Annotated in this window: 22 protein-coding genes; 12 read left to right on the top strand and 10 right to left on the bottom strand. The window is 70.1% G+C overall.

Annotation, left to right across the window (positions count from 1 at the left end):
* Nucleotides 1-2 precede the first annotated feature (2 nt).
* The 3 genes from rpsR to rpsN are packed head-to-tail and all read left to right on the top strand — an operon-like array spanning nt 3 to nt 830.
* Nucleotides 3-251, top strand: coding sequence for a 30S ribosomal protein S18 (gene rpsR / locus IDM40_RS21670; protein ID WP_193123869.1), 249 nt, complete (start codon nt 3-5; stop codon nt 249-251).
* Between the two features lie 37 nt (nt 252-288).
* On the top strand, nt 289-525 hold the full coding sequence (gene rpmB / locus IDM40_RS21665; protein WP_193123868.1) for a 50S ribosomal protein L28: 237 nt from the start codon (nt 289-291) through the stop codon (nt 523-525).
* Entirely contained in the window at nt 525-830 is a 306-nt protein-coding gene (gene rpsN, locus IDM40_RS21660) for a 30S ribosomal protein S14 (protein WP_193123867.1), read from the top strand. The genes rpmB and rpsN overlap by 1 nt, the downstream gene beginning before the upstream one ends.
* A gap of 106 nt (nt 831-936) precedes the next feature.
* On the opposite strand, the gene IDM40_RS21655 is transcribed toward rpsN, so the two are convergent.
* From IDM40_RS21655 to IDM40_RS21635, 5 genes are all read right to left on the bottom strand, one after another.
* Nucleotides 937-3834 (bottom strand): glycoside hydrolase family 2 TIM barrel-domain containing protein, encoded by a 2898-nt coding sequence (locus IDM40_RS21655; RefSeq protein WP_193123866.1) that lies wholly within the window; start codon nt 3832-3834, stop codon nt 937-939.
* Nucleotides 3831-5984 carry an alpha-galactosidase gene (locus tag IDM40_RS21650; protein WP_193123865.1) on the bottom strand — a complete coding sequence of 718 codons (2154 nt, stop codon included), beginning with the start codon at nt 5982-5984 and terminating at the stop codon, nt 3831-3833. Before IDM40_RS21650 ends, IDM40_RS21655 begins: the two co-directional genes overlap by 4 nt.
* The gene (locus IDM40_RS21645; RefSeq protein WP_193123901.1) at nt 5981-6829 is read right to left on the bottom strand and encodes a carbohydrate ABC transporter permease; all 849 of its coding nucleotides are present in this window, start codon (nt 6827-6829) and stop codon (nt 5981-5983) included. The genes IDM40_RS21650 and IDM40_RS21645 overlap by 4 nt, the downstream gene beginning before the upstream one ends.
* A 74-nt stretch (nt 6830-6903) precedes the next feature.
* Complete coding sequence (locus IDM40_RS21640) at nt 6904-7788, bottom strand: carbohydrate ABC transporter permease (RefSeq protein WP_193123900.1); 885 nt, start codon at nt 7786-7788, stop codon at nt 6904-6906.
* A gap of 122 nt (nt 7789-7910) precedes the next feature.
* Complete coding sequence (locus IDM40_RS21635; RefSeq protein WP_193123864.1) at nt 7911-9203, bottom strand: ABC transporter substrate-binding protein; 1293 nt, start codon at nt 9201-9203, stop codon at nt 7911-7913.
* Nucleotides 9204-9395: 192 nt separating this feature from the next.
* On the opposite strand from IDM40_RS21635, the gene IDM40_RS21630 reads away from it, so the two are divergent.
* Genes IDM40_RS21630 through galK form a run of 4 tightly spaced genes read left to right on the top strand, consistent with a single transcriptional unit; the run spans nt 9396 to nt 13322 of the window.
* Nucleotides 9396-10184, top strand: coding sequence for a DeoR/GlpR family DNA-binding transcription regulator (locus tag IDM40_RS21630; RefSeq protein WP_193123863.1), 789 nt, complete (start codon nt 9396-9398; stop codon nt 10182-10184).
* Nucleotides 10181-11215 carry a galactose-1-phosphate uridylyltransferase gene (gene galT / locus IDM40_RS21625; protein ID WP_193123862.1) on the top strand — a complete coding sequence of 345 codons (1035 nt, stop codon included), beginning with the start codon at nt 10181-10183 and terminating at the stop codon, nt 11213-11215. The genes IDM40_RS21630 and galT overlap by 4 nt, the downstream gene beginning before the upstream one ends.
* Complete coding sequence (gene galE, locus IDM40_RS21620) at nt 11212-12183, top strand: UDP-glucose 4-epimerase GalE (protein WP_193123861.1); 972 nt, start codon at nt 11212-11214, stop codon at nt 12181-12183. Before galT ends, galE begins: the two co-directional genes overlap by 4 nt.
* Complete coding sequence (gene galK / locus IDM40_RS21615; protein WP_193123860.1) at nt 12180-13322, top strand: galactokinase; 1143 nt, start codon at nt 12180-12182, stop codon at nt 13320-13322. The genes galE and galK overlap by 4 nt, the downstream gene beginning before the upstream one ends.
* Nucleotides 13323-13367: 45 nt before the next feature.
* Here galK and IDM40_RS28870 read toward each other — a convergent pair whose 3' ends face one another.
* Nucleotides 13368-13865, bottom strand: coding sequence for a CGNR zinc finger domain-containing protein (locus IDM40_RS28870; RefSeq protein WP_216631130.1), 498 nt, complete (start codon nt 13863-13865; stop codon nt 13368-13370).
* Between the two features lie 147 nt (nt 13866-14012).
* Here IDM40_RS28870 and IDM40_RS21605 point away from each other — a divergent pair, with 147 nt between their 5' ends.
* Complete coding sequence (locus tag IDM40_RS21605) at nt 14013-14423, top strand: DUF4260 family protein (protein ID WP_193123859.1); 411 nt, start codon at nt 14013-14015, stop codon at nt 14421-14423.
* Between the two features lie 96 nt (nt 14424-14519).
* A complete protein-coding gene (locus IDM40_RS21600) occupies nt 14520-15353 on the top strand; it encodes an urea carboxylase-associated family protein (RefSeq protein ID WP_193123858.1) in 834 nt (277 codons plus the stop codon).
* Between the two features lie 55 nt (nt 15354-15408).
* Here the strand turns inward: IDM40_RS21600 and IDM40_RS21595 are convergent, their stop codons facing one another.
* From IDM40_RS21595 to IDM40_RS21580, 4 genes are all read right to left on the bottom strand, one after another.
* Complete coding sequence (locus IDM40_RS21595; RefSeq protein ID WP_216631129.1) at nt 15409-16293, bottom strand: SLATT domain-containing protein; 885 nt, start codon at nt 16291-16293, stop codon at nt 15409-15411.
* 13 nt (nt 16294-16306) lie between these two features.
* Nucleotides 16307-16657, bottom strand: coding sequence for a cell division protein SepF (locus tag IDM40_RS28700; RefSeq protein ID WP_193123857.1), 351 nt, complete (start codon nt 16655-16657; stop codon nt 16307-16309).
* 893 nt (nt 16658-17550) lie between these two features.
* Complete coding sequence (locus tag IDM40_RS21585; RefSeq protein WP_216631128.1) at nt 17551-18810, bottom strand: MFS transporter; 1260 nt, start codon at nt 18808-18810, stop codon at nt 17551-17553.
* Nucleotides 18810-19268, bottom strand: a complete 459-nt coding sequence (locus IDM40_RS21580) for a MarR family winged helix-turn-helix transcriptional regulator (RefSeq protein WP_193123856.1) — start codon at nt 19266-19268, stop codon at nt 18810-18812. The genes IDM40_RS21585 and IDM40_RS21580 overlap by 1 nt, the downstream gene beginning before the upstream one ends.
* 248 nt (nt 19269-19516) lie before the next feature.
* Here IDM40_RS21580 and IDM40_RS21575 point away from each other — a divergent pair, with 248 nt between their 5' ends.
* From IDM40_RS21575 to IDM40_RS21565, 3 genes are read left to right on the top strand one after another with little or no spacing between them, the layout of a single operon-like run.
* A complete protein-coding gene (locus tag IDM40_RS21575; protein WP_193123855.1) occupies nt 19517-20401 on the top strand; it encodes a carbohydrate ABC transporter permease in 885 nt (294 codons plus the stop codon).
* A gap of 3 nt (nt 20402-20404) precedes the next feature.
* Nucleotides 20405-21232, top strand: a complete 828-nt coding sequence (locus tag IDM40_RS21570; RefSeq protein WP_193123854.1) for a carbohydrate ABC transporter permease — start codon at nt 20405-20407, stop codon at nt 21230-21232.
* Nucleotides 21233-21281: 49 nt separating this feature from the next.
* Nucleotides 21282-22550, top strand: coding sequence for an ABC transporter substrate-binding protein (locus tag IDM40_RS21565; protein ID WP_193123853.1), 1269 nt, complete (start codon nt 21282-21284; stop codon nt 22548-22550).
* The last annotated feature ends 35 nt before the right edge of the window (nt 22551-22585 follow it).

Below are 22585 nucleotides of genomic sequence, written 5' to 3'. Positions count from 1 at the left end.
CCATGCCCGCCGACCGCCGCCGCACCAAGCCCGCCCGCAAGCGCGCCTTCGCCAACCCGCTGGGCGAGGCCGACCACGTCGACTACAAGGACACCGCGCTGCTCAGGAAGTTCATCTCGGAGAAGGGCAAGATCCGCAGCCGCCGCGTCACCCGCGTCACCGCCCGCCAACAGCGCCTCATCGCCGCCGCGGTCAAGAACGCCCGCGAGATGGCGCTCCTGCCCTACCCGTCGTCCACCAAGCAGAACTGACCGCGCCCGCACCACCCGCCCCACAGGAAGGAGCCCCGTGTCCCGCCACTGCCAGGTCACCGGCAAGAAACCCGCGTTCGGCAACCGGATCTCCCACTCCAACCGCCGCACCCGCCGCCGGTTCGACCCCAACATCCAGACCAAGCGCTACTGGCTGCCCACCGAGGGCCGCCACGTCAAGCTCCGCGTGAGCACCAAAGGCATGAAGACCATCGACGCCCGCGGCATCGAGCGGGTCGTCGCCGAGATCCGCGCCCGAGGGGAGAAGGTCTGATGGCCAAGAAGAGCAAGATCGCCCGCAACGAACAGCGCAAACGCACCGTCGCCCACTACGCGCAGCGCCGGGCCGAGCTCAAGCGCACCATCAAGAGCCCCGACACCCCGCCGGAGGAGCGCGCCGCGGCCGTCGCCGAGCTCAACCGCCAGCCCCGCGACGCCAGCGCCACCCGCGTGCGCAACCGCGACGCCGTCGACGGGCGCCCGCGCGCGCACCTGCGCAAGTTCGGCCTCTCCCGGATCCGGTTCCGCGAGATGGCCCACCGCGGAGAGCTGCCCGGGGTCACCAAGTCCAGTTGGTGAGCCCAGGGCGGGCCGGCCGTCAGCGATCCGGCCGGCCGGCGGGGCCCCGGGGTGATCACCTCACTCCCCCGGGGACCCCGCCACACATCAGCCAGGCAGGAACGGGTCAGCCCGGCAGGCGCGAGAACCCCACCCGCAAACGGTGGGTGCCCGGCGTGAGCTGGTGTTCGGGCAGAACGCCCGGACCACAGGAGGCCGACCCGCTGCCGTGGTGGTCGGCGTCCAACCGCAGGTGCAGCCGGTCCTCCGCGGCCAGCTCGTGCGGGTGGCGGGCGGCGTCCAGTGCATGGTCGTCCCACCGGCGGGCGGTGAACGCGAACCCTTCCCCGGCCCCGCCGCCGTCCCGGATCCGCAGCCCGGCCCCGTCGGCCCCGCGCAGCTCCAGCCACCGGGTCCCGAGCCGGACCCCGTTCTCCTGCGGCCGCAGGTAAGGGGTCTGCAGGCCCGCCACGGTGTCGGTGAAGCGCCCGACCCGCACCCCCTGGTCCATATCGCGGAACGCCTCACCGGGGCCGCGCCCGAACCACTCCACCGTGTCCAGGAAACCGGGCAGCGCCAGGTCCAGCCCCACACGAGGCAGCGGGCACGGCCACTCCCCCACCGCACGGGCCTCCAGGTCCAGCCACAACGTGGAACCGGCGGCGCTCCAGCGGTAGGAGACCTCCAGCCCCAGGTCGCGCGCGGCCGGGGCCAGGCGCGTGCGCAGCTGCAGGGCCTCGTGGCCGGCCTCGACCGAACGGCGGCGCTCGACCATCCGGTCCAGACCCACCGCCCGCCAGAACGGGGCCAGCGGGAACCCGTGGGTGCCCTCGTCGTTGTCGGTGGGCGCACGCCACACCCCCAACCGGACGCCTTCGGCCCCGAGCCCGGCGACCTCGAGCAGCCGGCCGGTGCGGGCGTCGAAGACCCCGGGGCCCAGACGCACATGCCTGCCCTCGGTGACCGGGTGGTGCGCCGCCGGTTCCGGCCCCGGTTCGGCCTCGGTCAGGAGCCCCTGCCCCCACGCGACCTCGTGGCCTTCCTCGGCCCAGGGCAGGTCGCGGGCCGCACGCACCGAGACCGTCATCCACACCTGGCCGACCGCGGCCCCGCGCACCTGCGGCAGCTCCGTCTCGGAGCGCTCCCCCGGCGCGAGCACCGGGACCGGGAGGGTGCCGCGTTCCAGCACCACGCCCTCCTCGGCCGCCTCCCAGTGCACCGCCAGGTCGGAGGTGTCGGCGAAGGTGCGCAGGTTCTCCGCCCGCACCACCCCCGCCCCGGCATCGACCTCGACCCGCACCGGGGCGAACGTCGCGGCCAGCGCCGTCAGTCCCGGGCTCGGGGCACGGTCGGGCAGCACCAACCCGTCGGCGACAAAGCTCCCGTCGTGCAGCACCTCCCCGAAATCGCCCCCGTAGGCGAACCACTCGGTGCCGTCGTCCTCCCGGCGCCGGATCCCGTGGTCGAACCACTCCCACACGAACCCGCCGGCCAGACGCGGGTACCGCTCGAACAACCGCTGGTACTCGGCCAGCCCGCCGGGCCCCGCGCCCATCGCGTGCGCGTACTCGCACAGCACGAACGGCAGTCCGCGCCGGTGGGCGTCGGCCGACGGGTCCTCGGTCGCCGGTTCCCCGCACCGGCCGATCTCCTCGACCTCGGCGTGGGGTGCGTACATGCGCGAGTACACGTCCACGTAGGAGCTGTCGGGGTCGCCCTCGTAGTGCACAGGCCGGGTGGGGTCGTGCTCGTGCACCCAGTCGGCCATCGCCCGCAGGTTCTCCCCGCGCCCGGCCTCGTTGCCCAGCGACCACATGATGACCGACGGGTGGTTGCGGTCGCGCGCCACCGTGCGCCGGATCCGGTCCAGGTAGGCCTCGCGCCACCGCGGGTCGTCGGAGGGGTTGTCCCTCCATTCCACAGCCTCGAACCCGTGGGTCTCCAGGTCGCACTCGTCGACCACCCACAGCCCGAGCTCGTCGCACAGGTCCAGGAAGGAGGGGTGGGGCGGGTAGTGGCTGGTGCGCACGGCGTCGACGTTGTGCTGCTTCATCGCCAGCACGTCCGCGCGCATGGTCTCCGGCGGTACCGCACGCCCGTGATCGGGGTGCCACTCGTGCCGGTTGACGCCCCGCAGCAGCAGGGGGCGGCCGTTGGCCATGAGGCGCCCGTTCTCGACGGCGACGCTGCGGAACCCGATGCGCAGCCGCACCCGCTCGCCCGCGGAGGCCGCCTCGGCCGCGTACAGGCGGGGCGACTCGGCGCTCCAGGGCTCGACCGGGCCGACCTCGTGCACGGTCCCGGTCGCGGCGCCGTGCAACCCCAGCTCCGGAAGGTCGATGCGGACCGGCGCCGACCCGGGGGTGTCCACGCGCAGCGTTCCGGTGCCGGTGGTGTGGTCGTAGCCGGCGACCACGGTGAGGTCCTCGATGCCCTCGGCGGGGCGGTGCTGCAGGGTGACGCCGCGGAAGAGACCCGACAGCCACCACATGTCCTGGTCCTCCAGGTAACTGGCGGCCGACCACTGGTGCACCCGCGCCGCCAGCACGTTGCGCCCCGGCCGCAGCAGGTGGCCGGCGTCGAACTCCGCGACCAGGCGGCTGCCGGTGGAGAAGCCCAGCTCGGTGCCGTTGAGCCACACCCGCAGGAAGGAGTCCGCCCCGTCGAAGCGCAGCACCGCACCGCCCTCCGGCCAGTCGGGGGGCAGGTCGAAGGTGCGCCGGTACTCCCCGGTCGGGTTCTCGTCGGGCACGAACGGCGGATCGACGGGGAACGGGTAGTGCACGTTGGTGTAGGCGGGCGCCCCGTACCCGTGCAGTTGCCAGTGGGAGGGCACCGGAAACTCGTCCCACCCTGAGTCGTCGAGGCCTGGATCTGCGAACCCGTCGTGGTCGGCCGGCACCTCGGGCAGGTACCGGAACCGCCACGTGCCGTCCAGGTCCAGGGCGGGGGCGTCGGAGTCCAGGCGGGCGCGCGGGGGCCGGGCGCCGGCGGACGGGGCGAAGCCTTCGAGGTCGCTGGTCATCGGGCCTCCTCCAGGTCCAGCAGCATGGTCTGTGCGGGGTTGAGCCCCGGAAGCTGCAGCCCCGCGCGGGACAGCACCGCGCCCGAGACCACGGGCGCCTCGCCCTCCACCCAGGCCGGGAGCGTGCGCTGCACCGAGGAGGGCCAACCGGTCTCGCGGCGCCAGGTCACCCGGTACCGGCGGTCCTCCGGAAGCCCGGGCAGTCGCACGCGTCCAGGCACGGCGCGCGCCGAGGACCCCAGGCGGGCGTACCGGAACAGGGCGCGGGACCCGTCGGCGGCGACGATCCCGTCGAGCTGCTCGGCGGGGTCGGAGGGGTCGGCGTGCACGACGTCGCCGGTGTGCAGCAGGGGGCGCAGCTCCTTGTACAGGCGGATCCATGTGGCCAGCGCGGCGAGTTCCTCCTCGTCGCAGGAGGTGACGTCCCATTCGATGCCGGTGTGCGCGAACAGGCTGGTCAGCAGCCGGGTGGGCAGCGCGGTGACCCGTCCGGTGGTGTGCGACTCGGGCGCTCCGACGTGGCTGCCGATCAGCTCGGGCGGCAGGAGCAGTTCGGTCCAGCGCTGCAGGGGAAGGCGTTCCAGTGCGTCGTTGTTGTCGGAGGCCCACACCCGGTCGGTGCGTTCGAGGATGCCCAGGTCGACGCGGCCGCCGCCGGAGGAGCACGATTCGATCTCCAGGTCCGGGTGGCGTTCGCGCAGCCGGTCGAGCAGCGCGTACACGGCCAGGGTCTGGCGGTGCACCCCCGCGCCGCCGGTGGGCACGTGCACGGCCTCGAGGAGGTCGCGGTTGTGGTCCCACTTGAGGTAGTGGGGCCGGTACTCGGTGACCAGCGCGTCCAGGTGCGTGAACACGTGCTCGAACGCCTCGGGGCGGCCCAGGTCCAGCACCTGTTGGTGGCGGCTGGGCGGGGCGTGGCGGCCGTCGGGGGCCAGGAGCCAGTCGGGGTGGGCGCGGGCGAGGTCGGAGTCGGGGTTGACCATCTCCGGTTCCACCCACAGCCCGACCTCCATGTCCAGGGACCGCACGTGGTCGAAGAGCGGGTGCAGGCCGTCGGGCCAGACCTCGTCGTCGACGGTCCAGTCGCCCAGGCCCGCGGTGTCGTCGCGGCGGCCGCGGAACCAGCCGTCGTCGAGCACGAAGCGTTCCACGCCGATGCGGGCGGCGGTGTCGGCGAGCTCGGTGAGGCGGTCCAGGTCGTGGTCGAAGTAGACCGCCTCCCAGGTGTTGAGCACGACCGGGCGGGGTTCGTGCGGGTGCTGGGGGCGGGCGCGCAGCCATCGGTGGAACCGCGCGGACATGCCGTCCATCCCCCGGTCGGACCAGGACATGAACACCCACGGGGTGGTGTGGTGCTCGCCCCGGGCCAGGCGGATCTCCCCGGGGTGCACGAGGGCGCCGCCGGCGAGCACGGCGTCGGCCTGCCCTGCGCCCTCGGGCAGGCGTTCGGCCAGGTGGAGGTGGTCTCCGCTCCAGGCGGTGTGCACGCCCCACACCTCGCCGTCGCGGAACCCGAACCCGGGGGTGCCGGCGGTGAGCACGAGCGGGGCGTCGTGGCCGGTGCGGCCGCGGCGGGAAGCGCGCATGCGGGTGCCCATCGACAGGGGCGAGCGCTGCGGGGCGCGTTCGCGTACCCACCGGCCGGTGAGGTCGAGCACCTCCTCGGCCTCCTTGGGCAGGGGCAGGGTCGCGGTGAGGGTGTCGAGGGTCCAGGGGTCGGGGTCGAGGTTGGTGACGGTGTGGCGCAGGCGGACCAGCCCTTGGGCCTCCATGCGGAGTTCGGTGCGCAGGCGCAGGCCGCCGCCCTCGGCGGTGACGGTGACCTGCCCGCCCACACCCGGGGCGGCGCCGTCGAGGGGGTGCACGTCGGCCTCGACCGCCGACCAGTCGGGGTAAGTGACGCGCCCTTCGTGGTGTCCGGCCAGGCCGGGGTGGCCGCGCCAGCCCTCGCCCTGGGTGGGGAGCAGGGAGAGGTAGGCGGGCACGTCGACCCCGTTGTGCACGGCGGGGGGTGCGGCGGCTGCTGCCAGGCCTTCGGCGTCGGGCAGGTCGGCGCCCCAGTGCAGCACGTGCGGGAGACCGTGGTCGGGCACGCGCAGGATCAGTGCGGTTCCGGCGGCCCGGAGGGTGATGGTGCGCTGGTCGGTCATTCTTTGCTGGCTCCCAGGGTGAGTCCGGCGACGAAGTGGCGTTGCAGCAGGAAGAAGATGACGAGGGTGGGCAGGGCGACCAGGACCGACCCGGCCGAGAGCAGGTTGTGGTCGACGAAGAAGGAGCCCTGGAGGTTCTGCAGGGCGGTGGTGATGGGGAGTTTGTCGCCGCTGGACAGCAGCGCCAGAGCCCAGAAGAAGTCGTTGTACACCCAGGTCACGAGCAGTGTGGCCAGGGCCGCCAGGCTCGGCCGGCACAGCGGCAGCACCACCCTCCAGTACTGCTGGAAGACGGTCGCGCCGTCCACACGTGCGGCCTCCAGTAGCGACGCCGGGAGCGCCTTCATGAAGTTGCTCAGCACGAAGGTGCAGAACCCGATCTGGAAGGCGACGTGGATGAGCACGATGCCCAGGTGGCTGTCGTAGAGCGAGCCCGAGGAACTGACCCAGTACGGCAGCGGGATCGAGGTGTAGAGCCGGAACAGCGGCACCAGGAGCGCCTGGGGCGGCAGCAGGTTGGCGGCCAGGAAGACCGCGAGCATCACCAGGTTGAACCGGCGCGAGTGGTGGGAGAGCACGAACGCCGCGCACGAGGACAGGAACAGGGTGAGCAGAACCGCGGGCACGGTGATGATCAGCGAGTTCAGGAAGTACTGCGGCATCTCGCCCTGGGTCCAGGCCTGGGCGTAGTTGTCCAGGGTGAACCCGCCCGGCGACAGGTAGCCGTGCGCGGCGGTGTGTTCGTAGTCGCGGAAGGAGTTGACCACGGCCCACAGGATCGGGAAGAACCAGGCCAGGGCGGTGGCGATGAGGAAGATGTGCAGCACGGCGCGTGCGGGCCGGATGCGCCGCCGCGGGGTGTCGGTGCGCTCGGCGCCCGCCTGGGTTCCGGGCCCGGTCGGTGTGGTCGTCGTGGTGTTCACCGGCGGGCCCCTCTCAGCATGGTGGCGACGTAGACGACGATGAAGACCACCGAGATCAGCAGCATGACCACCGCCAGGGCCGAACCGAACCCCACGCGGCTCGCCTCGCCGATGACGTTCTGGGTGACCAGGGCGGAGATGAGTTCGAGCCCGTTGCGGCCGCGGTTGATGACCCACACGATGTCGAAAGCGCGCAGGGCGTCGATGACGGTGACCACGACGACCACCAGGTTGATGGGCAGCAGCGCCGGGAAGACGACGCTGGTGAAGGTGCGCACGGGCCCGGCCCCGTCGATGGCGGCGGCCTCGCGGAGGGTGGGGTCGACCGCCTTCAGCCCGGCCAGGTACAGGAGCATGATGTAGCCGGTGTGGCGCCATCCGGCCGCGACGAGCACCGCGTACAGGTTCAGGTCGGGGTTGCCGAACCAGTCCACGGGCGGGGCGTCGGCAGCGAAGGCCAGGAAGGCGTTGAGCAGACCCTGGTCGCGGGAGTAGATGAGCTGCCAGATGAACCCGATCAGGGCCAGGGACAGCACCACCGGCATGTAGAAGATGCTCTGGTAGAGCGCTCCCCCGCGCAGTTGGCGGTCCAGCAGCACGGCCAGGAACATGCCCAGCACGGTGGGCACGGTGAAGAGCACGACCAGCCAGATGAGGTTGTTGCTCAGCGCCGGCCCGAAGGGCGGGTAGATGGTGAAAGCGTCCACGTAGTTCTGGACGCCGATCCATTCGATGGTCTCCAGGCCGCCGATGCCGTCCCAGCGGGTGAAGGACAGCACGACGGTGGCCAGTGCGGGCAGCCAGACCAGGCCGAGTACGAGGGCGGCGGGCACACCGAGCATGAGCGCGACGGTGATGCGGTCGCCGCGGCCGTTGCGCAGGGCGCCGCCGGTGCGCGGGCGCGGTGCGGTGCGCCGGTTGCGGTCCGAGGTCGCGGTGGGCGATGACGGTGGTGGGGACGGGGTCGGTGGTGACGTGCCGTGCGGGGCCACGGCGGCCTCCTTCAGCCGAAGACGGATCGTTTCTGGCGTTCCAGGTCCGAGGTGAGCTCCCTGATGTCGTCGGGTTGCCGCAGGAAGCGCTGGAAGGCGGGGATGGCCACGACCGCGGCGAAGTCGGGTCGGGTGTCGCGGTCCAGGAACTGGGTGATGGTCTCGGCGCCGTCGATGAGTTCCAGGGCCTTGCGTTCCAGGTCGCTGAAGCTCGCGGTGTCGGTGTCGACGTGGGCGGGCAGCGCCTGGGGGTCGCGGTCGGCGTAGAGCTCCTGCGCTTCCAGGCCGCCGATGTGGGTCAGGAGGGCTTCGGCGCCCTCGGGGTTGCGGGGGTCGGCGCTGAGCATGAACCCGTCGGTGGGGGCTTCGACGGCCCCGGTGCCGACGGAGGTGTCGTACTCGGGGAAGACGAAGAAGTCGAGGTCGTCCGCTTCCTCCTCGGGCAGGGCCTGGGAGACGAAGAGGCCGGCCAGGAGCATGCCGCACTCCTTGCGCAGCAGCGCGGTCTGGGCCTCGTCGAAGCTGCGGCCGAGCGGGTCGGGCTGGTGGTGGGGCAGGAGTTCGGCCCAGGCGGAGAAGACCTCGCGCACCTCGGGTCCGTCCCAGGGGGCGTCGCCGTTGGCGAGGTCGGTGTGGAACTCGGGCCCGTTGATGCGCAGGTTCAGGTAGTCGAAGGTGCCCATGGCGGGCCAGCCTTCGCGGGTGCCGTAGCCGATGGGGTCGAGGCCGTCGTCGCGCATGCGTTCGCACAGGTCGAGGAGTTCGGCGCGGGTGGCGGGCGGCTCGTAGCCGTGCTCGGCGAACAGGCTCGGGCGGTAGTAGAAGGCCCAGGGATAGGAGTAGTAGGGCACGAGGTACTGCTTGCCGTCGTCGCCGGTGCACAGTTCCTTGTGGGCCTGGCTGAAGGAGCCGGCGAGGGGGCCGTCCCACAGGTGGGAGAGGTCGCTGATGAGGCCGCGTTCGGCGAAGAAGCGCAGCCGGTAGCCGCCGAACCAGGCGATGACGTCGTCCGGGGTGCCTTGGAGGTAGTTGTTGATCGACTCCTGGTAGGAGTTCGGTTCGAAGTTGTCGACCTCGACGGTGTAGTCGGTGGCGGCGTGGAAGACGTCGAGGAGGTCGTTCATCCCGGCCAGTTCCATCTCCTGCACCCGGTTGAAGGCCATGGTGACGCGGCGGGGGTCGTTGCGGGGGTCGGCCCCGCATCCCCCGAGGGCGGGCAGGGCGCCGAGGGTGCCGGCCCCGGCCAGGGCACGCAGGAGTGTGCGTCTGCGCAGGGCGGGCGGGTCCCGGTCGCTGTGGTGCATGGAGCCTCCTCCGAGCCGTATGTGAGCGGGGCCACAAACACACACATCGTCGACAGACCGGGCGGCGGTGTCAACAGGTAACAACGAATCCACACAGATTCCCCCAGCGATGCCGCCCGTTGACAGCACGATCTCGGCAGGGCCAGACTGGATTCCAACACAATCCAACAGGAATCGACGGACGGGGGCGGGATGCTGGCCGCACAACGCCAGGGGCGGATCCTCGAACGGCTCCGGCGCGACGGGAGCGTGCGCGTCACCGAACTGGTCGAGGAGCTCGCGGTCTCCGACATGACCGTGCGGCGCGACCTCGACGCCCTCGCCGGCCGCGGTGACCTGCGCAAGGTGCACGGCGGCGCCGTCGCACCCGAGGGGGCGCGCACCGAGGAGCCCGGGTTCGCCGCCAAGTCCACGCGCCAGGCCGCGCAGAAGCACGCGATCGCCCGGGCCGTGGCCGAGCTGGTCGAGCCGCACAGCGCGGTGGGACTGTCGGCCGGCACCACGACCGCGCTGGTCGCCGAGTACCTGTTGGAGACGCCGGGGCTGACCGTGGTCACCAACTCTCTGCACGTGGCCGAGGTCTTCCACCGTTCGGAACGCTCCGACCGGGCGGTGGCGCTGACCGGCGGGTTCCGCACACCCTCCGATGCGCTGGTGGGTCCGCTCGCCCTGGCGTCGGTGCGCGGCATCAACCTGGACACCCTGGTCCTGGGCGTGCACGGCATGGCCGAGCGGGCCGGGTTCACCACGCCCAACCTCATGGAGTCCGACACCGACCGTGCCCTGGTGGAGGCGGCCGAGAACCTCGTGGTCGCGGCCGATTCCAGCAAGTGGGGCACGGTCGGACTCAGCACCATCGCCCCCCTGGACCTGTGCGGCGTGCTCGTCACCGACGACGGGATCGCGCCGGAGGCCCGCCACACCCTGGAGGACCACGTGGGCCGCCTCGTGGTCGCCGACGTCCCCCCGGAGTCCGCATGAGGAAGACGACCGCACGCCTGGCCGACGGCCGGCAGATCATCTACTACGACGAGCCCGGTTCCGCCCGGCGTACCCTGCACGAGGACCCGCGCGAGCTGCCCGAACGCGCGCCCGGTTCGGAGCTGCGCACGGACCCGCTGACACGCGAGCAGGTGGTGGTCGCCGCGCACCGCCAGGGCCGCACGCACCTGCCGCCGAGCGACCAGTGCCCGCTGTGTCCCTCGACCGGGGGCCGTCACACCGAGATCCCCTCGCCCGACTACGACGTGGTCGCCTTCGAGAACCGGTTCCCGTCGCTGAGCGGTGACGAGGGCCGGTGCGAGGTGCTGTGCTTCAGTTCCGACCACGACACGTCCCTGGCCCGGTTGGGCGCGGGCCGGGTGCGCACGCTCGTGGACGCCTGGGCCGACCGGAGCGCCGCGTTGGCCGAGCGGCCCGGGATCGAGCAGGTGTACTGCTTCGAGAACCGGGGCCCGGAGATCGGTGTGACGCTGCACCACCCGCACGGGCAGATCTACGCGCTGCCGTTCGTGACCCCGCGGACCTCGACGGTGCTGGCGTCGGCGCGTGCGCACCGGGAGGAGACGGGCGGGGACCTGTTCGAGGACGTGCTGTCGGCCGAGCGCAAGGGGCCTCGGGTGGTGGTGGAGAACGAGCACTGGACGGCGTTCGTGCCCGAGGCGGCGCGCTGGCCGGTGGAGGTGCACGTGTACCCGCACCGGCCGGTTCCGGACCTTCCGTCGCTCGATGGTGCCGAGCGCGACGCGTTCGCGGAGCTGTACACCGATCTGTTGGGCCGGTTGGACGGGCTGTTCGGTGCCCCGTTGCCCTACGTCTCGGCCTGGCACCAGGCACCGGTGCGCGATGCGGAGGCGCGGGCGCTGTCGCGGTTGCGGTTGGAGGTCTTCTCGGTGCGCCGGGCGGAGAACAAGCTGAAGTACCTGGCCGGGACGGAGTCGGGGATGGGTGTGTTCATCAACGACGTCGCACCGGAGTCCACGGCGCGCCGCCTGAGGGAGGTGGCCCCGTGAAGCTGTTGGTCACCGGTGGTGCCGGATACGTCGGCAGTGTGGTCACGGCGTTGCTGCTCGAGGCCGGGCACGAGGTCACGGTGCTCGACGTGCTCTCGGCCGGGCACAGCGACGCGGTTCCGGACGGGGCGTCCTTCGTCGAGGGCGACGTGCACGGTGTGGGGCGGGTGCTTGACCCTTCGTTCGACGCCGTGCTGCATTTCGCCGGCAGGTCCCTGGTGGGTGAGTCGGTGCAGGACCCGGGCCCGTACTGGCACACGAACGTGGGCGGGACGCTGGCCCTGGTGGAGGCGATGCGCGAGCACGGGGTGGGGCGGCTGGTGTTCTCCTCGACCGCCGCGGTGTACGGGGATCCGCCCTCGCAGGCGCCGCTGCGCGAGAGCGATCCGGCCGCTCCGACCAACCCCTACGGTGCGGGCAAGCTGGCCGTGGACCACCTGCTCGCCGGGTGGGCGCGCGCCCACGGGCTGGGGGCGGTGAGCCTGCGGTACTTCAACGTGGCCGGGGCGCACGGGGGGTTCGGGGAGCGGCACGACCCGGAGACGCATCTGATCCCGAACCTGTTGAAGGTGGCGTCCGGGGAGGTGGAGCACGCGTCGGTGCACGGCACGGACTATCCGACGCCCGACGGCACGGCGGTGCGCGACTACCTGCACGTGCGGGACCTGGCCGACGCGCACGTGCGGGCGCTGGAGCGCTGTGTTCCGGGCCGGCACCGGGTCCTGAACCTGGGCAGCGGCGGCGGGTACTCGGTGCGGGAGGTGCTGGCGGCGGTGCGTAGGATCACGGGGCATCCGGTTCCTGTGGTCGACGGTCCGCGGCGCCCGGGTGACCCCGCGGTACTGGTGGCCGCCAACGACCGGGCGCGTGAGGAGCTGGGGTGGCGGCCCTCGCGGGGGTTGGACACGATCGTGGCCGACGCGTGGGGGTTCGTGCGCGGTCGGCAGGAAGAGGGGACGGCACCGTGACCGATCCGGCACAGCAGTTCCGGGAGGCGTTCGGCCGCTCCCCCGACGGGGTCTGGGCCGCGCCGGGGCGCATCAACCTCATCGGCGAGCACACCGACTACAACGACGGGTTCGCCCTGCCGATCGCGCTGCCGCAGCGTCTGACCGCGGCGGCCGGGCGGCGCGACGACGGGCTCGTGCGGGTGCGGTCGCTGCAGTTCCCCGGGGTGCACGAGTTCTCCCTGGAGGGGTTGGCGCCGGGTTCGGTGCCCGACGGTGCCTTGTACCAGGCGGGGGCGGTGTGGGCCCTGTTGAAGGAGGGGCACCAGGTCGGCGGCATGGACCTGCTGGTGAACAGCACGATCCCGACGGGCAGCGGGCTGTCGACATCGGCGGCGCTGTGCTGTGCGACGGTGCTGGCGGCCGCCGGGCTCCAGGGTTTCGAACCTTCCCCGGCGGAGGTGGCGCGGTTGGCCCAGCGTGCGGAGAACGACTTCGTGGGGATGCCGTGCGGGATCATGGACCAGTCGGCGGTGATGCTGGCCGAGCGCGGCCGGGCGCTGTTCCTGGACTGCCGTTCCCTGGAGACCAGCGGCGAGCCCTTCGACCTGGCCGCGTGGGGGCTGTCCCTGCTGGTGGTGGACACGCGGGCGCCGCGCCGGCTGGTGGAGGGCGCCTACGCCGAGCGCCGCGCCTCGTGTGAGGAGGCCGCCCGCCTGCTGGGGGTGGCGGCGTTGCGCGACGTCGGGGCGGACACGCTCGGTGCGGCGTTGGAGCGGCTGCCGGACGAGCGCACGCGCGCGCGGGTGCGGCACGTGGTCTCCGAGAACGACCGGGTGTTGCAGACGGTGGAGCTGTTGCGCGCGGGGCGTGCGCGCGAGGTGGGGCCGTTGCTGACGGCCTCGCACAGGTCTTTGCGCGACGACTACGAGGTCAGTGTCGCGGAGGTGGACACCGCGGTGGAGGCGGTGTTGTCGGCGGGTGCCCTGGGTGCGCGGATCACCGGCGGTGGTTTCGGGGGCTGTGTGATCGCGCTCGTGGACGCCGAGCGGGTGGACGCGTGCGGGGAGGCGGTGCGCGTGGCCTTCGCCGAGCGCGGGTTCGGGTCGCCGGAGGTGTTCACGGCCCTGCCGTCGCAGGGCGCGCGGCGCCTGCTCTGAGGCGGGCCGCGGTCCGCCGCGGCGCGGGCCTGTCCGCCGTGGCGGTCACGAGGCCCGGGCGCGCCGGGCATGGGCGCGCGCCTTCATCCGGTTCCCGCAGGTGGCCATGGAGCACCACTTGGCCTTGCCCGGGCGGCTGTGGTCGATGAGGTAGAGGTTGCACTCGGTGTTGGCGCACGCGCGCAGGCGCCCGGGCAGCTCTTCCATGGCTCGCGACCACGCCAGGACCGCCCGTACCGCGAGTTCTTCGTCGGCCGGGACGTCGAGCTGCCACCGGACGCCGGTGTCCGTGGTCTCCGGTACCAGTACGGCCCCGTCGACGGCCCGTGTCAGGGGTTCGACAGCGTCGTCCTCCCCGCGAATCACCCCGTGGAGGGCGGCTCGGGCGTTGCGGAGGTGTGCGAGTTCGTCGGGTGTGCCGGTGCCCCCGAACCGTGCGGCGATCTCGTTGCCGGTGGAGCCGCCGAGCTGTTCGGTGGGCGTGCCGTCGATGACGGGGGCGCTGTTCAGCACGGCCATCAGCAGGCCTTCGTCCTCGATCACCGTCGTCCTCCGCGGTCGTGGTCCGGTCCCGTTGTCGGCCCGGGTGCCCCATGCTAGCGTTCAGCTAACCAATTATAGATCTTTTATGGGTTAGGGCACCGACGGGTGCGCCCCCTTCCGGACCGGGGCCGAGAGCGAGGAGCCGCCATGGCCGCAGAGGGACCGCACCGCCGCGCGATCGGCTGGCAGCGGGCGGAGAGCGTGCTGGTGGCGGTCGGCATCGTCATGGCGGTGATCGTGTGGGGCCAACCGTGGTGGCTGCTGTTGGCCGTGTTCCTCGTCTTCGACCTCTCCGCGCTGGGTTACCTGGCCGGTCAGCGGGTGGGGGCGCTCTGTTACAACCTCGTGCACAACTACGCAGCGCCAGCGGTCCTGGTCGTGGGCTGGGCGGGCCTGCAGCTCGGTGGTGTGGAGACCGTCTGGCCTCTGCTGCTCGCCGCCTGCTGGGGGTTCCACGTCGCGGTCGACCGTGCCCTGGGGTACGGGCTCAAGCTGGGGCCGTTCACCCACACCCACCTCGGAACCATCGGCAGTACCGCCCGCGACGCGAGCACCTGAGGCAGGGAGCGCAGCACCGGCCCGCGGGGTTGCGACCCGCGGCGGCGGGTAGACGGGGGACGGTCCGTACTCCCCCGTCCGGGAACGAGGAACATCGTGGGTTCACCCGAGGCCGCCTACCGGTCCGGCGAGGGAAGCCCTCTCGCCGTCGACACCGCCTTCTACGACCGCCTGGCCGAAACAACGGAGGGCCGCGAGCTCGTGGAGGGTTTTGTCCTGCCGATCCGTTCCGGCCGGGCCTGGGAGGTCCCCGCCGGACACCTGTGCCGGATCTCCACCCCGGAGGGCGCTCAGGTCGGCGACCTCAACATCTGGAACCGGCACGACCCGCGCGAACGCCTGTGGGCCTCGCGGACCCGGCAGCTGCAGAGCGCGCACGTGAGCCGGCACGACCGGCTGTGGTCGACGCTGCCGTTCCTGCGGCCCCTGGTGACGGTCACCGGCGACAGCCTGGAGTGGTACGGCGAGGACGAGGACGGCGGCCGGGTGCACGACCTGCTCGGGACCCGGTGCGATCCGTACGTGAACCGGATGCTGACGGGTGAGGACTTCGACCGGCACTGCCACTCGAACCTGACCCGCGCGGTGCTGCCGTACGGGCTGACCGAGTTCGACGTGCACGACGTGCTCAACGTCTTCCAGTGCACCGGCCTGAACGGCGCGGACCAGTACTTCATGAAGGCCTCCCCCGCCCGGCCCGGGGACTTCTTCGAGTTCTTCGCCGAGCAGGACCTGTTGTGCGCCCTGTCGACCTGCCCCGGCGGCGACCTCTCCGTCCCGTTGTGGGGGCCGGACGCCCGGGACCCGATCGACGTGTGCCGCCCGCTCGGCGTGGAGGTCCTGCGGCCGGATCCGGCGCTGACCGCGGGGTGGAGGCCCCCGGAGACCGCGCGGTACGCGGGCATGCACGGCCTCACCGGCCCCGGGTGAGGCCGATGCACAAGAATTGACCCAGCAGCCCCGGACACCCTCCCCAGGCCTCGTTCTACTCGCTCCCGCGTGCCTCCGGAGGCTGCTCAAGGTTTTGTTGACGTTTCTTCTGCTCAGATTTCAACCGGTGGACTTCGGCAACAAACTCTTCAAGACGCTTCTCCTCTCCCTCAATATGCTTATACCTTCCAACGCCAATTTCCACAGCCTCCCACTCACTCTCGATCGCATCAGCCGTCTGCTGAAGATAGAAACTTCGCTCCTTATATTTGTAGTACCCCATAAATCCACTGGAAACTCCGACTACAAATGTAACACCCAGAACAACCCAACGAAATTCTTCAACTTGCCCGGCAAGCCCCGCAACTCCCGTGGCAGCCAGGGAGCCCACGATCACCACGCCTTGAAGCGTGTTATTTACACGACGATATGAGCGGCTTTCCGAACGCAATTGGTCAATATCAGAATATGCATCTTCCTTATATGCAACCCTTCGCACCTTTGGGGGAATGTCTTTGTTGGCCACCGCCAATTTTCGCTCATCTTTGAGTTGAGAGATCCTCAACTCCAAGTCCCCTTCCGACGGACGTCGACTGTCCCCCCAAACGACCCGGTCAAACAACTCAACCAGCATATTTTCATTAGAGGCCGAAATGCCACCATCTCGGGGAATTCCACCTGGAGTCCTTTTCAGATAGAAAGCAGCCAGAGCAAAAGAGAAAGCCACCGGGATCGCGGGAATATACACAGCGTCTCTGACTTCGCCCGAAATCGAAGGGACCCAGTGGATCACATAGAGAAAAAGGCCAAAAATTGGCCCCATGGCAAGCGAGATATTAGACCAGATCCTCCTCCTTTTGGCAAGGCCCAGGCTAAGCTCAGCCTGCCTGATTTTATGATTCAAATGGAGTATGTCGTTCGCTTCGCCGACCTGATTCACTTAACACCTTCTTTCAATTTTTTTGGACCGGAGGAGAAATCATTACAACTTGGTCTGTGACGCGGTAGAACCAACCCCTTGAGGCGACTGCCATTCCGCTGCAAAAATCGATCAAACGAGCGGCGTCACAGGGGGTCATCTTACCCACATCGATCGACACAACTTTTGCCTCGCGAAACCGCATGGATATTTCTCCCACTGCCGATTGATACCCCCGGGGCGAGTAGCGCAGCACCTTCCCGAGTCGGATATCCGGCTCATGCCCGTATACCGCACTATAAGAGTTCATTTTTTCAGCTGAACTCAGGGAGATTTCAACCCGCGACAGACCTTCTAATTCTGGAGTGGAGGGTGGAGCACTCACCCCCCTCCCTCTGTCTCGCCCTTGAGTTGCGTATAATGAGAATAGCGCAACCACAAAAGAGAGAAGCATGGCCAGAATCAAGAACCAAGGGGACATAGACCCGCTCTCCAAGGAAACGACATGTACCCTTGCATCGTAGCGGATCCAGGCACTTGATGAAGCAAATCAGAAATAATCACCAACGATTCGTCCCGCAACTGACCATGGCTCAGCCTCTACTGGCCTGACATCCATGCACCTGACCAGGAAAAATTCCTTCATAAAGCGGACGGCCTTGCAAGCGAAGGGATATGCATCTGCCAGCTACTCCAAGGTCCTTAGCCGTGCGCCGCGACGGCCGAAGCGCCACGCGTTCTGGATACGTCGTCGCACTTCGTTGCCCCATCAGTGCCTCCGGTTCACCCAGACCAAACAACCTGGGAAGTTTTCGGCAGTCGCACGGGAACGCCAGCAGGAATCACGGGGCTCATCTTTGCGCGCAGAAACATGACCAAAATTGCGTTCACCTCTCGTCGGCAAACGAGGAGATAACCGACCGCCTTTAATGCCACAGGGAAATTTCATACCACCCCTGCCAGGTGGCAACTTCGCTGCCCGAACCGACACGTGCGAGCAGGCATTCGACGCCACCGGGAGGCCTTGCTCATTCCTCGCATTTCAGCAGACCCTACGGCCAAATAGGGGCGGAGAGGAGTCGGACCGATGCGCGTTTGGGAAGCGTTAGGAGAGTCCGGTACCTGACCCTACCTACCCGGCGATAATAAACAATCCGCCACATCATCCGGATCGGTTCCCTAGAGCGCTCCCATCGGAGAAGCACGTAGGGGCCCACCGTGCGGTGGGCCCCTACGGGTGCTGCCGGGGCGGCGGATCCGGACCCCGCCGCCCCGCGGTCAGTCGGCGTTGCCGATGAGCGCCTCGGCCTCTTCCAGCGCATCCTCCTGGTGCGCCCCGTCGACCACGCAGAGCCGGTGGTACAGCAGGGCGAAGAGGGCCAGCGCCACCACCAGGGCACCGGCCCCGTACAGGTACGGCGCCGACGCTCCGAACGCGGCGCCTGCGGCCGAGGCCACGGGCGGGGCGACGGCGCCGCCGAGGAAGCGCAGGCCCGAGTAGGCCGAGGAGGCGACGGGGCGCGGCAGGTCGGTCGCGGCCATGGACGACTCGGTCAGCACGGTGTTCATGACGCCGAGGATCAGACCGGCCGCGATGATGAGCACCACGAGGGCGGGCGCCGACTCCACGAAGAGAGCGGCCAGCACCAGCACGGCCAACAGGCTCGCCAGACCGGCGGCGATGACGGTGGTGCGCCTGAACCGCGCGGTCAGGGCCGGGGCGGCCAGCACCGAGGTGAGGGCCAGGCCGAGCCCCCAGCCGAAGAAGGTCAGTCCGATACCCATCGCGTTGAAGCCCAGCGGGTAGGGCGACCAGGCCAGCACGACGAAGAACGCCATGTTGTAGAAGAGCGCGACGAGGGCGAAGGACAGCAGCGGCAACCGTGCCAGCCCCGTGAAGGCGGCGAAGAGCGGCGTGCGTGTCTTCACCACGGCGTGCTTCTGCAGCAGGAGCAGGATCGCCACGAACGCGCCGGCCATGAGGACGGCGGTGCCGATGAACGGCGCGCGCCAGGACAGCGTGCCGAGCAGCCCGCCCGCGAGTGGGCCGAGCGCCATGCCGACACCGATCGAGGCCTCGTAGAGGATGATCGCGCCGTCGGCGTCGCGTGACTCGCTGATGATCGTGGACAACGCCGTGGAGATGAACAGGGCGTTGCCCAGCCCCCACAGCGCACGGAAGGCGATGATCCACGGCACGCTCGGGGCCAGGCCCGAGGCCAGCGAGAAGGCCACCACCACCGCAAGGCTGAGCAGCAGGGTGTTGCGCGCACCCAGGCGCCCGGAGACCCAGCTGCTGAAGAACATCGCGATGGCGGTGATGAACAGGTAGGAGGTGAACAGCAGCGACGTCTCGGTGGGCGTGGCCTGCAGTTCCTCGGAGATGGCCGGCAGGATCGGGTCCACCAGGCCGATGCCCATGAAGGAGACCGTCGCGGCGAAGGCGACGGCCCAGACGGTCCTGGGCTGGTTCCACCAGCGCCCGCCCGAGCTCTCCTTCTGCAGGGCGGATAACTCCTCGTCGGTCTCGATACTCATCAACGATCTCTCTCGTGGGGCGCCGAAGCCCCCGGTATACGGCTTTCCAGGATGCGGACGGTCTCCTGGAGGGTGCGGCGCTCGGACTCGCTGAGCGGTTCGACGTCCGTGAGCAGCCGGTCGACGATCTCCTCGGCGCGGGTGCGGATCTGTTCGCGGCCGGCGTCGGTGATGGTCACGAGCGTGACCCGCGAATCGTCGGGATCGTGCGAACGGGTCGCGAAGCCCTGGTCGACGAGGAGGTTGATCGTCTTGGTCATCCCCGGCTGGCTCATGTGCGCGGCGGCCGCGAGGTCGCCGACCCTCTGGGACCCGTGGTCGGTCAACAGTCCGAGGACGCGGTAGTACGACGGCGAGTGGCCGCCGGGGGTACGCGTGGAGGCGAGGCGATTGAGCACATACACGCGCTCGAGCAGTGCTGTCAGGACCTCGCCGGAGGACGGTGTTGGTTCAACCACGCCGAGACAATATCACCGGGTTATATAACTCGGCAAAGCTTCACCGCCGTGACGTACACGACCAGGTCCGGCGTCCGCGCCGTGCCGCTCCCCCGGGACGGACGCGCACGCGGGCGTCGCCGCGGCCGGAGGCGTTGACAGGGTGACGCACGCCACGCTAATTTCCCCGGGGACGTTTCCGGCATCCCCTGCCGAGGACCTCGGGGGAAACGTTCCGACCCCCTGTCCGTGCACGGACGAGAGCCTCGATGTCCTCATCCCGGCGCCGTGAGGCGGCCGCCCTCGTCATACCGTCCCTGCTGCCGATCCTGGTGCTCAGCGTCGCGCCGCTGGCCGTGGGTGTCTCGCTGGCGTTCACCGACGCCCGCCTGGTGCGTGCGCCGGACTTCGAACCGGTCGGCCTCGACAACTTCGTGCGTCTGCTGGACAACGCCCTCTTCTGGGGGTCGTTCCGCATCGGCCTGGTCTGGGCGGTGTCGGTGACGGTGCTCCAGCTCGCCGCCGCCATGGGGCTCGCGCTCCTGCTGGACTCCGGCCTTCGGTTCCAGGGGCTCACGCGCGTCCTGGCCCTGGTCCCGTGGGCCATGCCGCCGGTCGTCGTGGCGATCATGTGGCAGATGATCTACTCGCCCAACGCCGGCCCCCTCAACGCGGCCCTGGGCGCGCTCGGCCTGCCGGACGACACCAACTGGCTCGGGGACTTCTCCACCGCGCTGCCCGCGGTGATCGCCGTGGGTGTGTGGGTGGGCATGCCGCACACCACGGTGACTCTGCTCGCCGGCCTGCAGCAGATACCGGGCGAGCTGCACGAGGCGGCGTCCATGGACGGGGCCGGCGCGTGGCGCAGGTTCACCGGCGTGACCCTGCCGGGGCTGCGCCCCATCATCACGTCGATCACGTCGCTGAACTTCATCTGGAACTTCAACTCGTTCTCGCTGGTCTACGTGCTGACGGAGGGCGGGCCCGGCGGCCGGACCATGCTGCCGATGCTCTTCACCTACCTGGAGGCGTTCAACAACCGCAACGTCGGCCACGCCGCAGCGATGGGTGTGGTGCTCGTCGTGGTGGTCGTGCTCCTGCTGACGGTCTACCTGTGGTCCCAACTGCGCGACGACGGCGAGAGGGTGGGGTGAACCGTGCGCCACCTCGTCCGCCCGGCCCAGTACGCGGCCCTGGCCTGCTACATCGTCTTCCTCGGCTTCCCCCTGCTGTGGCTGCTCTCGGCGTCGGTGAAGTCGTCGGTCGAGCTCAACTCGCTCACCGTGAGCCTGTTGCCCTCCGAGTGGAGCTGGGACAACTACACCCGGGCCCTGGCCCGTCAGGGGTTGCTCAGGTCCATGTGGAACAGCGCGGTCGTGGCGCTGTCCACCACCGCGCTGGTGATCCTCACGGCCCTTCCCGCCTCCTACGTGCTCGCCCGGATCAAGGGCGCGGTCCGCGTCGCCGGGGTGGGGTGGATCCTCATCAGCCAGGTGTTCCCGGTCATCCTCGTCATCCTGCCGCTGTTCCTGGTGCTGAGGACCCTCGGCCTCACCGACAGCCTGTTGGGCCTGGTCCTGGTGCACACCACCTACACGCTGCCGTTCGCGCTGTGGATGCTGCAGGGGTACGTGTCCGCGGTCCCGGTCGCCCTGGAGGAGGCGGCCGAGGTGGACGGAGCGGGCCGCCCGGCCGTCCTGCGCCTGATCGTCCTCCCGCTCCTGGCCCCGGGCGTGGCCGCCACGGCCATGTTCGCCTTCGTCTCGTCCTGGAACGAGTTCTTCTTCGCCCTGGTGCTGCTCCAGTCACCGGAGAACTACACCCTGCCCATCACGCTGAAGATGTTCATCGGTGGAGAGGGCAAGGTCGCGCTCGGGCCGCTGGCCGCGGGGTCGGTCCTGGCCGCGATCCCGAGCATCGTCTTCTTCTCGCTCATGCAGCGGAAGCTCGCGAGCGGTCTGATGGCCGGCGCGGTCAAGGGATGACCGGTATGCCGACCATCTCCGCCACTACCCCCCGTCGGAAGGATTGCCCTTGAAGACCCGCACTGCGCCCGCCGCGGCCCTCTCGGCCGCGGTGCTGGCCCTGCCCGCCTGCGGCGACGCCGGGGAGAGCGGCGGCCCGGTCACCCTCGAGTTCCAGTCGCTCTCGGACCAGCCGGCGGCCATCGAGGCCACCGAGTCCATCGTCGCGTCCTGGAACGAGGCCAACCCCGACGTGCAGGTCGAGATCGTGCCCGCCGGTTGGGAGGGGATCCACGACAAGCTCATCACGCAGTTCAACGGCGGCGCGGCCCCGGACATCATCCATTACGAGGCGGCCGAGCTCGTCCCCTTCGCACGCGACGGCTACCTCGCCGACCTGTCGGAGCACATGTCGGAGGACGCGCGCGCCGACATCCCCGACGGTGTGCAGGACGCGGTGACGGTCGACGGCGAGGTCATCGCCTACCCGACCGAGCTGCAGTCCTACGTGGTCTTCGCCAACCGGGGCATGCTCGAGGACGCCGGGGTCGAGGTCCCCGACGGTGACACCATGACCTGGCAGGAGCTGCGGGAGGCCGCCGCGGACACGACCACGGGCGACCAGCACGGCCTCGGGTGGGGGCTGTCGAGCCCCACCGCGGCGTTCATGTCCATGGCCCCGGCCTTCGGCGGTGACTTCTTCGAGGGCACCGGCGCCGACGCGGACCTGGCCGTCGGCGAGGGCGAGATGGCCCTGCCCGAACTGGTCGGCACCATGGCCCACGAGGACGGGTCGATCCTCCCGGTCACCCTCACCCAGGACGGGGCGGAGACGCTGGCCCCCTTCTACTCGGAGGAGATCGCCATGACCGTCCAGGGCTCGTTCCAGGCGGCCAACATCGCCGCCGACGCGCCCGACGACCTCGACTGGGTGGTCCTGCCGCCGCTGGAGGGACCCGCCGGCCCCGCGCAGACGGCGAACCCGCAGACGCTCTCGGTCGACGTCGACTCCGAGCACGTGGAGGAGTCCGCCGAGTTCCTCGAGTACTTCACCTCCACCGAGAACCTCGCGGAGCTGAACGAGGCGGACTCCCTCATCCCCGCGACGGAGTCCGCGCGCGAGGCCATGGGCGCCTCCCTCGGCGGCGACGAGACCTGGGAAACCCTCCTGGAGTCCGGCGAGCACCTGGAGTCCTCGCCGTTCCTGTTCGTCGACGGGTACGCGCAGTGGAAGGAGACCGTCGCGACCCCCGCCTACCAGCGCTTCCTCGCCCAGGAGATCGACGCCGACGAGCTCAGGGACGAGCTGGAGTCCGGGTGGGAGCAGACCACCGAATAGAAGCGTGGGCGCCGCACCGACAGTCCGGCGCGGCA

Source organism: Nocardiopsis coralli (genome assembly GCF_014892575.1).
Taxonomy (GTDB): domain Bacteria; phylum Actinomycetota; class Actinomycetes; order Streptosporangiales; family Streptosporangiaceae; genus Nocardiopsis; species Nocardiopsis coralli.
The sequence above is the reverse complement of the archived record's forward strand: the minus strand, read 5'-3'. Positions and strand labels throughout refer to the sequence as shown.